Genomic DNA, 12,465 nt, shown 5'->3' with positions numbered 1-12,465 from the left:
GTTGGAAGACAACTAAATTGGGTACTACGGAACGGTCAAACCCGCATTCACTTCTTTCATATCTGTTCGTTTAATATTTTTCCTTTTATTCTTTGATGAATTCCTTTGTACTTCTCACTGTATCAATTGGGCGAACTAATTTTTCTATTTCTGCACGTTTAGGCTCTAAGAATGGAGGTAAAGATAATTTTTCCCCAAGCGTTTCATAAGGTTCATCTCCCATAAAACCAGGACCATCTGTAGCGAACTCAAATAAAACTTGCGGTGCAACTCTTGCGTATAATGACTCAAAAAAGTGACGATTTACATAACCGGATGTATGGAATCCGAAACTATTCATCCGTTCAATCCATTCTTCTAAAACAGAGCGATTCTCTACACGTAATGCCGCATGGTGAACCGTATTCATTATATATTCCTCCAAGATTTAATTTAAGATCAATGGTCGTAATTTTTCTTCGATCTCTTTTCGATTTGGTTCCAAAAATGGTGGAAGTGCTAATTTTTCCCCCATTGTTTCCATTGGTTCATCTGTCGCAAATCCTGGTGTATCTGTTGATAATTCAAATAATATACCATTGGGTTCCCTGAAATATAATGCCTTGAAGTAATACCGTTCCACTTTCCCTGAATTCGGTAACCTGTATTCTTTCAAACGCACTGCCCATTGATCATATTCTTCCTCATTCGGAACACGGAAGGCAACATGGTGAACACCTCCACGACCTAAGCGGACTCTTGGCAAATCGGGTCTTGATTCAATATGAACTTCCGCACCGCTGCCGCCTTCTCCAGTTACATAAATCAATAGATCTGGATAATCCCCTTCAAGTGAAGGATAAGCACCGGCAAATCGAAAACCCATAACTTCTGTTAAAACACCGATAGTTGGTTCTGCAATTGCGACTGTGAGGGTTACAGGTCCTAAACCAATAATGGCATGTTCCAGTGGAATGTCATCCTTTTGCCATGGAATCCCAGCTTTCACACCTTTTTCACCGTTATCGGCTACCAGTATTAAGCGGGTCCCATCGAAATCTCTGAAAGCCAATGTATCACGATTTGCTCTTTTTTGAATATCATCATGTTCCACCCCAAATTGATTAAAACGTTCTTTCCAAAATAACAATGAATCTGAACTTCTAACCCTTAGTGAAACAGTAGAAATATCTGAAGTTCCCCTGTATGTTTGCCCAAGATGTGGAATGTCAAAGAACGTGACTTCAGTTCCTGGGGTTCCTTCCGCGTCAGCATAGAAAAGATGATAGGATTCTGTATTATCTTGGTTAACAGTTTTCTTTACCAATCTCATTCCTAAAATTTTTGTATAAAATTCATAATTTTTTTCCGCTTTTCCTGTTAATATTGATACATGATGTAGTCCTAATAGTTCCATCTCATTTCACTCCTGGCAAATTCTTTGTATTTTAGAATAAAAGTGAATCTAAAGCATATTGACCGGGACCGACCAAAGCTATACCAATAGCAACTGCAAGTAAAGTTAAGTTGTATTCATATCCATTAGCTGTTGCCCATAATCCGTTAGGAGCATGAACTTTCACTATCGCCATTGCCATAGTTCCTGCAATCATAATTCCTGCAAGTGGAGTTAAAAGTCCTAAGGCAAACAAGATTCCCCCAATAAGTTCTGCTAATCCTGCCAAAAGAGCCATGGTTACTCCGGGTTTCATGCCAATGGATTCAAACCACCCTCCTGTACCTTTTAAACCATAACCACCAAACCAACCAAACAATTTTTGAGCACCATGACCCACAAATAGTAAACCAATTACCAAACGAATGATTAATAAACCAATATTTATCATATTAAATCCTCCTAAATATTATTTATCTCGAATTCGAGATAATTTATTAAAAAAAATGAAAGGTTACACTTTACTCTTTACTTTTTTCAAAAGCCGCACCAATTTCTCTGCCTCATCAGAATCTAATGAGTCAAACATTTGATTGACAAACTTATGATATTTCGGCATGATGTCGTTCATCAATTCGTTTCCATCATCAGTTAATGTCACATGTATCACCCGGCGATCATCTGGACAGGCATTTCGTCTTAATAAACCTCTTTGTTCTAGTTTATCTATAACATAGGTCATCGAACCACTTGAGACCAATATGCAATTTCCAATTTGTTGAATTGTTTGTTTCCCTTTTTGATAAAGTACCTCCAAAACAGAAAATTCCGTAATACCAAGCTTGTTTTTTGTCATTTCTTCCTTTATTCGATCATGAATTGCTTTAGATGCTTGCATTAATATCAGAAAGGGCGAATTATTGCATTTCCTCTCCATTAATTTCACCTCCCTAAATAATCTTGAATTAAAATATCTTGAATATGAGATAATAATAATACTTTTAAATTTTTTTGTCAATAACCTTTTAATTTATCGATCTAATCTAACTCGTTTAAGAAGATTCTTTCACAATCCTCTACCAAAATTATGCGATAATTATCCATTACTTTTTAATAGTTCATGGAATCCTGGTAATCAAAAAAAAGACCCAACTCTAAAATTAGGTTGGGTCTTAGTTGATCACATTGTTGAAAAACAGTTTAAAGTTAGTTCCCGACTTTGTTGTCCGGTACCCAACTTTGTTGTAACTCAACATTAGTTTATTATTTAAAACTCTTATTTACTCAACAGTCACCGATTTCGCAAGGTTACGTGGCTTGTCGACGTCACAGTCGCGGTGCAGTGCAGCGTAGTATGAAAGTAACTGCATTGGTATAACAGAGATCAGCGGTGTTAATAATTCATTTACTTCTGGAATCACAAAGCTATCTTCGTCACGATCTAACCCCTTCATCGAAATGATGCATGGGTTAGCTCCGCGAGCAACTACTTCCTTCACATTTCCGCGAAGGTTCATGTTTACACTTTCTTGAGTAGCTAGAGCAACAACCGGTGTACCCTCTTCAATTAAAGCAATCGTACCGTGCTTTAATTCGCCGCCTGCAAATCCTTCTGCTTGAATATAGGAAATTTCTTTAAGTTTCAAGGCACCTTCTAAACCAACATAGAAGTCAATCCCACGGCCGATGAAGAAGCAATTGCGAGTTATGGATAAAAATTCTCTTGAGATATGCTCAATAAGCTCTTTCGAATCACAAAGAACTTCCATTGCGTTCGCAACAATACCAAGCTCTTTTACAAGATCAAAGTCAATTTCTAAGCCGCGGCTTTTGGCAGCAACTTCAGCTAAAATAACTAATACCGCTAACTGTGCTGTATAAGCCTTCGTTGAAGCAACAGCAATTTCAGGACCTGCATGTAATAAAAGCGTATAGTCCGCTTCACGAGAAAGCGTTGAGCCTGGAACATTTGTAATCGTTAGTGTAGGGTAACCCATCTCTTTTACATTAACAAGAACGGCACGGCTGTCAGCTGTTTCTCCACTTTGTGAAATGAAGATAAATAACGGCTTTTCAGAAAGAAGCGGCATGTTATAACCGAATTCACTGGAGATATGAACCTCAACGGGGATTTTTGCCATTTTCTCAATGAACTGCTTCCCGACAAGTCCTGCATGATAGGAAGTACCAGCTGCAATAATATACAGACGATCCGCTCCATTTAAAGCATCAATGATTTCACGATCAATGGTTAATTCACCTTGCTCATTTTGATATGTTTGGATAATACGGCGCATCACAAGCGGCTGTTCATCAATTTCCTTCAGCATGTAATGGGGATATGTTCCTTTTTCAATATCACTAGCATCAAGTTCAGCTGTATATGGTTTACGGCTGATAATTTCACCGTTCAGATTTTGTATTGTTACTTTATCCTTTTTTACGATAACAATTTCTTTGTCCATTAATTCCACGTACTGGTCTGTTACTTGCAGCATCGCCATTGCATCACTTGCCACAACATTGAAGCCTTTACCTAAACCAACAAGAAGCGGGCTTTTATTTTTGGCCACATAAATGGTTTCATTATCTTCTGCATCTAAAAGCGCTAATGCATATGAACCATGTAAAAGAGTCAACGTTTTACGGAAAGCCTCTAATACTTCCAAACCTTCGTTTACAAATAACTCAATCATTTGAACAATAACTTCTGTATCCGTTTCACTTTCAAACGTTACGTCAGATAAATATTCCTGTTTTAAAAGATCGTAGTTCTCAATGACCCCGTTATGAACGAGCGTAAAACGGTCAGATGTACTCTGATGCGGATGGGAATTCCCTTTACTTGGCACCCCATGTGTTGCCCAGCGTGTATGTCCAATCCCGATATGTGCATGTACATCCTCATCAACAATACTGCGTAAATCAGCAATACGACCTTTTTCTTTAAAAACATGAATTCCGTTCTCATTCTTTACAGCGATTCCAGCTGAATCATAGCCTCTATATTCGAGTTTTTCTAAGCCTTTTAGTAAAATCTCTTTCGAGTCTCTATTCCCAATATATCCAACAATTCCACACATTCTTCTGTTTCCTCCCTATCCAGGGGGCAATAATGCTTGGAGGCAATACTTGCCCCCTGATCAATGTTATGGTCAGGTATCTGTCTATACCCTTTTGAAACATTACTTCTAGTATGCGCATTTTCTTCTCTTTGTGCACAGAGTTGCCCCTGTGTTTTAAAGAAGAAATTTTCGGTTGTGCGTCTCAACCGGGAGGTATCCGCCGAACATTCGATACTCCTCCTCCTCGTCAACTAACCTCACCACTTTAGGTTAGTCCAGGCGCTTTTTAAAAGGATAATTCTCTTACTACCCACCTTTCATTAAAAATATGCATTCATTCTGCTTTGAAAAAGCAAAGCAAATTAATACTACTATGATTGAGCGTCACCGTCAACCAAAACCAGGGATTTCCCTCTTTCTCCTTACTTATAACTCATACATAATAAAATATGCATAAGGGATTTGAATCGTTCCCTTATGCATATATTTTTCTGCTTTATTCTTTTAATTCCATTTCTTCTTTGACAACTGCCACAATCCTGTTCACATAAGATTCACAAAGTTCCTCTGTCGATGCCTCTGCCATGACGCGAACAAGCGGTTCCGTTCCTGATGGTCGGACAAGAATTCTTCCGTTTCCTGCCATTTCAGCTTCAACTTGCTCAATAACCTCTTTTACCTTTGCATTATCGGTTACATGATGTTTATCGGTTACTCTCACATTGACAAGCTTTTGCGGGAATTTTTTCATTTCACCAGCTAACTCAGAAAGAGGCTTCCCAGTTGCCTTCATAATATTGACTAATTGCAGGCCTGATAATAAACCGTCACCTGTGGTGTTATAGTCTAAGAAAATAATATGGCCTGATTGTTCGCCGCCCAGATTAAACCCATTTTTCTTCATTTCTTCGACAACATAACGGTCACCTACCGCTGTCGGTACACTATGGATCCCATGTGCCTCAAGTGCTTTATAGAATCCAAGATTACTCATAACGGTTGATACAATCGTCCCATGCTTTAAGCGGCCTTGCTCCTTCATATATTTACCGCAAATGTACATGATTTGGTCCCCATCAACAATTGTTCCATTTTCATCAATCGCAATCAAACGGTCTCCATCACCGTCAAAGGAAAGACCTACATCAGCACCCTTTTCTTTGACTAAGGCTGCTAGTGCTTCAGGGTGTGTTGAGCCCACTCCTGCATTGATATTTAAGCCATTGGGAGAGGCGCCCATTGTTGATAGGTCCGCATCTAAATCGGCAAATAAGTGTGCCGCTAGAGACGACGTTGCCCCGTGTGCACAATCTAAGGCAATATGGATTCCTGTAAAATCTTCATCCACACTATTTTTCAAATATTGGAGATACTTTTGACCGCCCTCGAAATAATCCATGACTTGACCAAGTTCCGAACCCACTGGTCGAGGCAGTTGATCTTCTGGTAAATCGATGAGCGTCTCAATTTCTAATTCCTGCTCATCAGAAAGCTTAAAGCCATCGGGACCAAAAAATTTAATGCCGTTATCAGCCACTGGATTATGAGAAGCAGAAATCATGACTCCTGCTTGGGCACCTAAAGCTTTAGTTAAATATGAAACACCTGGAGTAGATATAACTCCTAAACGCATAACTTCGGCTCCAATGGATAATAACCCTGCCACAAGGGCTCCTTCTAACATATGGCCAGATATACGCGTATCCCGTCCGATGAGAACTTTGGGACGATCTTTATCCTTTGTTAAAACATATCCGCCATAGCGGCCTAATTTAAAGGCCAACTCAGGTGTTAATTCGCTATTTGCTACTCCACGTACCCCGTCGGTCCCGAAATATTTTCCCATTTTAAAAATCTCTCCTTCAACATGTGTATTGCTAGATATTAGGCATTATTTTTTTCGATCGTAATTTTCGCTGATGATTTAGTAGGTTTCCACTTTACAGCCGAAGGTCCTTCCACGTGAATGTCCACTATATGATCCCCTTCTACAAGGCCAGACAAATCAATAAAGACTTTGAAATCCTCAGGCCTAATGCTGCTAACTGCCGAAGAGGGACCATTAATAAGTATATTTATCATTTGATTTCCTGGGTCGTTAACCGTGGCCTTATATTCTTCGGATAATCCTTGAATGTTTAACGGTACATCCGAAACTGTTTTTTCTTCTTGTTTTTTGACCACAACGGTTGCCTTTACTATTTGCGGGGTAACCTTTGTAATTCCATTAGAGATAATGACAGGCAATGTAAGGGTGGTGTTATCGGTAATTTTACTGATATCAACCTCAACACGGACATTATCCGTATTTTTAAGAACATCTTCATCCCCTGTGATTGTTGCCTCTTTTTCATCGATATCAATCGATTCAATCGTCACACCTTCTGGGGCAGTACCATTTCTAACAATTTTTATCGGTACAGTCTTACTGTTGCTTTTTATTGGTATCGTGATTTCTACCGTTTCCGGATCGACCACTACATTTAACTTATTTAGATCTTTGTCAAGAACCTGGACATTAGCCTCTTCTGAAATGGTTTCTTTCAGTTGACCTTTTTCCTCAAGGGCAGCCTTTACATACGTAATCCGGTCGATGACACTTTTGGCACCTGTAATCTTCACTTTATTTGGCTCAACAACGGGTTGTCCTGCAGAATAACCCGCTTCTATTTGGCTCGCATTAAATTCTGCTTCAACTTTAAATTCCTTTGTGATTTTTTCCTGAACAGATACAGTTACACTAGCTGGTTTCATCGTCGCACTCAATTTATCCGACAGGTCTCTTACTTTTAATTTTACTTTCTGTTTCCCAATTTTAGCTTTTGATAAATCTACGTAAACCTCAAAGTTCTTCAACGCTTTAGCAGACTGAATGTGCGTTATTGGTCCTTTTAAAGTGATATCAACCGTGGCTGGAATTCCTGACACCACTAGATTTTCCGTATCATAATAAACCTTTACAGGAATATTGGTAATGGTTTCTGTTGATTGCTCTCCTGGCACATTCACATCCGTTATTTTTTTACCTGTATGTGGTACAGAAGAATATAAAAGTACCGCTAACAACAAGGCAAGAATTTTAATAAACCAAGGATTATCCATCAATTTATCCATTATTTTTCCCCCTCCAGTTCCAACGAGCTGAAGAAGCTTGTTTTGTTTTCAAATGAATAAACAATTCACTCGTAAGTAATTCTTTCAGTTGTTCTGTATTTATCGCTCGGTGAAGCTCCCCGTTCTTTGTAAGGGAAATATGACCTGTCTCTTCAGAAACGATGACAGTGACACTATCAGTCACTTCACTTATTCCTAATGCAGCCCGATGTCTGGTTCCCAGCTCCTTAGATATAAACGGGCTTTCGGATAACGGCAGATAGCATGCGGCTGCTGCGACATTATTTTTTTGGATGATTACCGCACCATCATGGAGCGGTGTATTTGGGATAAAAATATTAATCAGCAATTCAGAAGAAATATTGGAATTTAGCTGGATCCCCGTTTCTATGTAATCGCCCATTCCCGTTTCTCTCTCGATCGAGATTAACGCCCCAATACGGCGCTTTGCCATATAATCAGTTGCCTTAACAATCGCCTCAACCGTTTTTTCCGGATCTTCATCATCCAGATTACTGCTTCTTGAAAAGAACTTCCCCCTGCCTAATTGCTCAAGGGCTCTTCTAAGTTCTGGCTGAAATATAATAATAATCGCAAGAAACCCGTATGTTATCGCCTGTTCCATCATCCAGCTTAATGTTTGGAAGCCTAGAAACTCACTGACAACTCGGACTAGAAGAATCACGAGAATGCCTTTTAGTAATTGAACGGCCTTCGTTCCTCTAATCACATTGATCAGCTTGTAAATGACATACCATACGAGGACAATATCAACAATACTAGCTAAATACTTCCATAGTTCGAAATCAGCAAACGGCATTGTTCTTCCTCCGTAATTTTCTTTAACACAAATAAATTACAACCTATTTATTATACCATAAATATCACTTGTACCTATTATATGTATCTGGGTAAAAAAACAAATCACCCGGTCAGAGTGATTTGTTTTTTTATTTGGTTTCTGGTTGGTCTTCCAATATTTGAACCACATCTTGTGCGGTCTTTTTAATATGATACCAAATCCAATCGAACACTTCATTTACCTCTTCAATCTGCCCTGTTACATGTCCTGCAGAGGCCAAATATTTTTCACCATTGATAACTGTCACATCACCTTGGACTTCACCTTCAATTTCTAATGTCCCATTCCGAACAATGACATCGCCCTTGACCGTCTCACCTTTAGGAACAATAACCGTATTATTTTTAACTACTAAGTTTTTTTGCTTCGATACAGAAAACTCTCGATCTTGATTCCAAGTAGAAAATACGCTTCCCATCATTAATATGAGAAATAAAGAGGCAGCTGCAAGCAAAGGATGGTTTTTCAACCAACGCTGCATCCAAATCTTTCGTTTCTCTTTTGGTAAACGAGACAACACGTTCGCTGTAAAGTCATCAGGTACCTGCATATGTGACACGCTCTTTACAAAAGCGATCGTCTTATTTAGCTCATTAAATATAGCTTCGCATTCTTTACAGTTTTGGAGGTGCTCTCTTAATATTCGTTCTTGATCAGGTGTAATTTCTTCATCTAAGTATTCATGCATTAGTTCGATGATTTGTTCTGGACACATTAACAGTTTCACCTCTTATCACACATATCGTAATTGTTGTCTTAACGCTTCCCGGCCACGGTGAATCCTTGTTTTAACCGTTCCAAGAGGTAAATCAAGAATTTCGCTAATTTCATTTAAGGACAACTCTTCAATATATTTTAATACGATGGCTGTCCGATATTTATCGGGCAGTTTTAATATCTCTTTCTGGACCGTATCCTGCAACTCTAAGCTTTCTACTTCTGACTCTGGCAGCGGTGTGTTCGAAGGGATCTGCGAATACATTGTTAATCCTTCTGTCCCTGCAACCTCTGCATCTAAATAATGATCCGGTTTCTTTTTTCGCATTCGGTCAATACACAGATTGGTTGCAATCCGAAAAAGCCAGGTTGAAAATTTCAAGTCTTGATTAAAGGTTTTGATATTCACATAAGCACGAATAAAAGCTTCCTGTGCCATATCCTCAGCTTCATGACGATTTCCAAGCATCCGGAAACATAGTTGATAAATACTGTTTTTATATATTTCAACAATTTCACCAAAGGCATCTTGGTCCCCTTTGATTACTTGTTTTATTCTCTTTTTTACAATTGCATCCATTACGTTACCTCAGCTCCATTGCTGCTATCCGATAATACGAATCGTTAGCAAAAAAGTTTCGTTTTACACGAAAAAATTTCTCAATACCTTTAATATTAACAAAAATTTACTAAAAGGGCTTACTAATTAGTTTAAAGATTTTATGAAGGGAGATAAATTGACACGGTTTTTAATTCTTTGACAAGAAGAAAATAGAAAAAAGCTGCATCTCGCCAGAAGAACAGGTTGGCCCGTTTTCTTACGAAATGCAGCTTTACTTATTTATTTATTTATTATAATAATTTTTCTCCGAATAATGAGCCCATCAATTCAACTGCCACTTTAGCAGTTTTATTTTTTTCATCTAAAATGGGATTTACTTCTACAAATTCTGCTGAGGTAATGATTTTTGCTTCCTCTAACATCTCCATAGCAAGATGACTTTCCCGGTAGCTGATTCCACCCATAACTGGTGTTCCAACGCCTGGAGCATCATTTGGGTCTAGGCCATCTAAATCAAGTGAAAGGTGGACACCATCTGTCTTTTCTTTCAGGTAAGCGATGGTTTCTTCCATTACTTTGGCCATCCCCATCCGATCAATTTCATGCATTGTGTAAACTTTGATTCCTATTTCCTTTATTAAATCTTTTTCACCATCATCCAGTGCTCTTGCACCAATAATGACTACATTTTCAGGTTTAACTTTAGGACCATATCCACCTATCTCGGTTAACAAGCTGTGCCCTAACCCGATACTTACGGCTAGTGGCATTCCATGGATATTACCAGATGGGCTTGTTTCAGCCGTATTTAGATCCCCATGTGCGTCATACCAAATAACACCAAGATTTTTATAATGTTTAGAGACACCTGCTAAAGTACCAATAGCAATACTATGATCCCCACCAAGCACAAGCGGAAACGCACCTGACTCGACAGCAGCATCTACTTTTTCAGCCAACAAAGCACTTTTCTCAGCAACTAAATCAAGATTCCGCAAATTGGATTCTTTATCCACCACAACTTCAGGTCTGCCAATTGGAATATCACCTAGATCATGTATTTCATCAAATAGTGGCTTAAGTCGTTCAACCATCCCAGCATAACGGATGGCACTTGGCCCCATATCTACCCCTCGTCGCATTTGACCTAAATCCATCGGCATTCCAATAATTGAAAGTTTACTCATATTAATTCCTCCTACCCCTTTATATATCTATTTTAACCGCTTTCATACCAATGACTCAACTCGACAAAATTATGTATATATATACGAAGCAAAAAAGCGTCTACGTGACCAAGACCGAGGAAAATTAATGAATCCAGTCACGTAGAATTGGTATATGTAACCGAAACCAAGGAAAGTCAATGAATCCAGTCACGTAGAGTGGGCCTACGTGACCAAAACCAGGGAAATTCAATGAATCCAATCACGTAGAACCGGTCTACGACTCAAACCAAGAGAAATCAGTGAATCCATGCACGTAGACCTGGCCTGCGTGACTGAAAATGTGATTAAATTTCTGATCAACTTCACAGAATTAATAATAAAATTAACAGGGCCAAAAAGAAAAAGACTTTGGATATTTAATCCAAAGTCTTTTTCTTTATTATAAATGAGCCATGAAGGACTCGAACCTTCGACCCTCTGATTAAAAGTCAGATGCTCTACCAACTGAGCTAATGGCTCTCTGGCTGGGCTAGCTGGATTTGAACCAACGCATGTCGCAGTCAAAGTGCGATGCCTTACCGCTTGGCTATAGCCCAATAGAGATGTAATATTATCTAGTATGTCCAACTTTTTTAAAAATATAAATGGTGGAGGGGGACGGATTCGAACCGCCGAACCCGGAGGGAGCGGATTTACAGTCCGCCGCGTTTAGCCACTTCGCTACCCCTCCATATTAAAATTTAAAAAAGCAGTGCCGGCGAGAGGACTTGAACCCCCAACCTACTGATTACAAGTCAGTTGCTCTACCAATTGAGCTACCCCGGCATGTAGTTTGAAAAAATATTAAGTTTGAACACGATGACTTCGTTGCCGTCATCCTGACCTCAGAAAGCTTATGCAAGCAGCAGCTCGGTCAGTATGCTGAAGTATATTCAAGGAGCTTATTCGATCGTGCTCTACCAATTGAGCTACCCCGGCATGTAGTTAACATAATTATATTATGGTGGAGGATGACGGGCTCGAACCGCCGACCCTCTGCTTGTAAGGCAGATGCTCTCCCAGCTGAGCTAATCCTCCACAGCAATGAAAGTTATTTTACGCTAGTGCATAAAAAACTTTGGTGACCCCTACGGGACTCGAACCCGTGTTACCTCCGTGAAAGGGAGGTGTCTTAACCGCTTGACCAAGGGGCCATACTATTATAAAAATAGGAAAGCTTCCAAGCGGGCTCGAACCGCTGACCTCTTCCTTACCATGGAAGTGCTCTACCTACTGAGCTATGGAAGCATAGCTATATATAAGTTTACATAAAAATGGCTCCGCAGGTAGGACTCGAACCTACGACCGATCGGTTAACAGCCGATAGCTCTACCACTGAGCTACTGCGGAACAATAATATTTCAGCCTGGCAGCGTCCTACTCTCACAGGGACGCGTGTCCCAACTACCATCGGCGCTGAGAAGCTTAACTTCCGTGTTCGGTATGGGAACGGGTGTGACCTTCTCGCCATTACTGCCAGACTATTTTCAAGTCATTATTTATTATAATATCTTTTTGAAATTTTTCAAGAGGAAAATTATTTTTTTTCATTCCCTCAAAAC

At 39.4% G+C, this 12,465-nt stretch carries 10 protein-coding genes, 8 tRNA genes, 1 rRNA gene and 1 pseudogene; all 20 read right to left on the bottom strand.

Going from position 1 to position 12,465, the window contains the following annotated elements; genetic code table 11:
- Positions 1-85 precede the first annotated feature (85 nt).
- Positions 86-403: pseudogene (locus J7E63_RS22450) on the bottom strand (VOC family protein); the annotation flags it as partial.
- A 24-nt stretch (positions 404-427) separates the two neighbouring features.
- On the bottom strand, positions 428-1,396 hold the full coding sequence (locus J7E63_RS22445; RefSeq protein ID WP_215016662.1) for a ring-cleaving dioxygenase: 969 nt from the start codon (positions 1,394-1,396) through the stop codon (positions 428-430).
- A gap of 31 nt (positions 1,397-1,427) precedes the next feature.
- Positions 1,428-1,826, bottom strand: a complete 399-nt coding sequence (locus J7E63_RS22440; RefSeq protein ID WP_215016660.1) for a DoxX family protein — start codon at positions 1,824-1,826, stop codon at positions 1,428-1,430.
- 63 nt (positions 1,827-1,889) lie between these two features.
- On the bottom strand, positions 1,890-2,312 hold the full coding sequence (locus J7E63_RS22435) for a MarR family winged helix-turn-helix transcriptional regulator (protein ID WP_215016657.1): 423 nt from the start codon (positions 2,310-2,312) through the stop codon (positions 1,890-1,892).
- A gap of 343 nt (positions 2,313-2,655) precedes the next feature.
- Positions 2,656-4,458: a glutamine--fructose-6-phosphate transaminase (isomerizing) gene (glmS, locus tag J7E63_RS22430; protein ID WP_215016655.1), complete on the bottom strand. Its 1,803-nt coding sequence runs from the start codon at positions 4,456-4,458 to the stop codon at positions 2,656-2,658.
- A 478-nt stretch (positions 4,459-4,936) separates the two neighbouring features.
- Positions 4,937-6,286: a phosphoglucosamine mutase gene (glmM, locus tag J7E63_RS22425; RefSeq protein ID WP_215016653.1), complete on the bottom strand. Its 1,350-nt coding sequence runs from the start codon at positions 6,284-6,286 to the stop codon at positions 4,937-4,939.
- A 38-nt stretch (positions 6,287-6,324) separates the two neighbouring features.
- Positions 6,325-7,554, bottom strand: coding sequence for a CdaR family protein (locus J7E63_RS22420; protein WP_215016651.1), 1,230 nt, complete (start codon positions 7,552-7,554; stop codon positions 6,325-6,327).
- Positions 7,547-8,374 (bottom strand): diadenylate cyclase CdaA, encoded by an 828-nt coding sequence (gene cdaA / locus J7E63_RS22415; RefSeq protein WP_168241545.1) that lies wholly within the window; start codon positions 8,372-8,374, stop codon positions 7,547-7,549. Before cdaA ends, J7E63_RS22420 begins: the two co-directional genes overlap by 8 nt.
- 130 nt (positions 8,375-8,504) lie before the next feature.
- Positions 8,505-9,131, bottom strand: coding sequence for an anti-sigma factor family protein (locus J7E63_RS22410; RefSeq protein WP_215016649.1), 627 nt, complete (start codon positions 9,129-9,131; stop codon positions 8,505-8,507).
- 18 nt (positions 9,132-9,149) lie between these two features.
- The gene (gene sigW / locus J7E63_RS22405; RefSeq protein ID WP_088085027.1) at positions 9,150-9,713 is read right to left on the bottom strand and encodes an RNA polymerase sigma factor SigW; all 564 of its coding nucleotides are present in this window, start codon (positions 9,711-9,713) and stop codon (positions 9,150-9,152) included.
- Between the two features lie 272 nt (positions 9,714-9,985).
- A complete protein-coding gene (gene rocF, locus J7E63_RS22400; protein WP_214713468.1) occupies positions 9,986-10,882 on the bottom strand; it encodes an arginase in 897 nt (298 codons plus the stop codon).
- Between the two features lie 428 nt (positions 10,883-11,310).
- Positions 11,311-11,383: transfer RNA gene (locus J7E63_RS22395), tRNA-Lys, on the bottom strand.
- 2 nt (positions 11,384-11,385) lie between these two features.
- Positions 11,386-11,460, bottom strand: a tRNA-Gln gene (locus J7E63_RS22390).
- 49 nt (positions 11,461-11,509) lie between these two features.
- Positions 11,510-11,594, bottom strand: a tRNA-Tyr gene (locus J7E63_RS22385).
- Positions 11,595-11,616: 22 nt separating this feature from the next.
- Positions 11,617-11,689, bottom strand: a tRNA-Thr gene (locus J7E63_RS22380).
- A gap of 176 nt (positions 11,690-11,865) precedes the next feature.
- Positions 11,866-11,941, bottom strand: a tRNA-Val gene (locus J7E63_RS22375).
- A gap of 41 nt (positions 11,942-11,982) precedes the next feature.
- Positions 11,983-12,057 (bottom strand) — tRNA-Glu (locus J7E63_RS22370).
- A gap of 21 nt (positions 12,058-12,078) precedes the next feature.
- Positions 12,079-12,151 (bottom strand) — tRNA-Thr (locus tag J7E63_RS22365).
- Between the two features lie 27 nt (positions 12,152-12,178).
- Positions 12,179-12,253, bottom strand: a tRNA-Asn gene (locus J7E63_RS22360).
- A gap of 14 nt (positions 12,254-12,267) precedes the next feature.
- Positions 12,268-12,384: ribosomal RNA gene (gene rrf, locus J7E63_RS22355) — 5S ribosomal RNA — on the bottom strand.
- Between the last annotated feature and the right edge of the window lie 81 nt (positions 12,385-12,465).

Source organism: Bacillus sp. ISL-75 (assembly GCF_018613095.1).
The sequence above is the reverse complement of the archived record's forward strand: the minus strand, read 5'-3'. Positions and strand labels throughout refer to the sequence as shown.

What these genes read in the sequence shown, in the direction of transcription:
- J7E63_RS22445 (WP_215016662.1), bottom strand. Translation starts at nt 1,396, where the DNA reads ATGGAACTATTAGGACTACATCATGTATCAATATTAACAGGAAAAGCG.
- J7E63_RS22440 (WP_215016660.1), bottom strand. Translation starts at nt 1,826, where the DNA reads ATGATAAATATTGGTTTATTAATCATTCGTTTGGTAATTGGTTTACTA.
- J7E63_RS22435 (WP_215016657.1), bottom strand. Translation starts at nt 2,312, where the DNA reads ATGGAGAGGAAATGCAATAATTCGCCCTTTCTGATATTAATGCAAGCA.
- glmS (WP_215016655.1), bottom strand. Translation starts at nt 4,458, where the DNA reads ATGTGTGGAATTGTTGGATATATTGGGAATAGAGACTCGAAAGAGATT.
- glmM (WP_215016653.1), bottom strand. Translation starts at nt 6,286, where the DNA reads ATGGGAAAATATTTCGGGACCGACGGGGTACGTGGAGTAGCAAATAGC.
- J7E63_RS22420 (WP_215016651.1), bottom strand. Translation starts at nt 7,554, where the DNA reads ATGGATAAATTGATGGATAATCCTTGGTTTATTAAAATTCTTGCCTTG.
- cdaA (WP_168241545.1), bottom strand. Translation starts at nt 8,374, where the DNA reads ATGCCGTTTGCTGATTTCGAACTATGGAAGTATTTAGCTAGTATTGTT.
- J7E63_RS22410 (WP_215016649.1), bottom strand. Translation starts at nt 9,131, where the DNA reads ATGTGTCCAGAACAAATCATCGAACTAATGCATGAATACTTAGATGAA.
- sigW (WP_088085027.1), bottom strand. Translation starts at nt 9,713, where the DNA reads ATGGATGCAATTGTAAAAAAGAGAATAAAACAAGTAATCAAAGGGGAC.
- rocF (WP_214713468.1), bottom strand. Translation starts at nt 10,882, where the DNA reads ATGAGTAAACTTTCAATTATTGGAATGCCGATGGATTTAGGTCAAATG.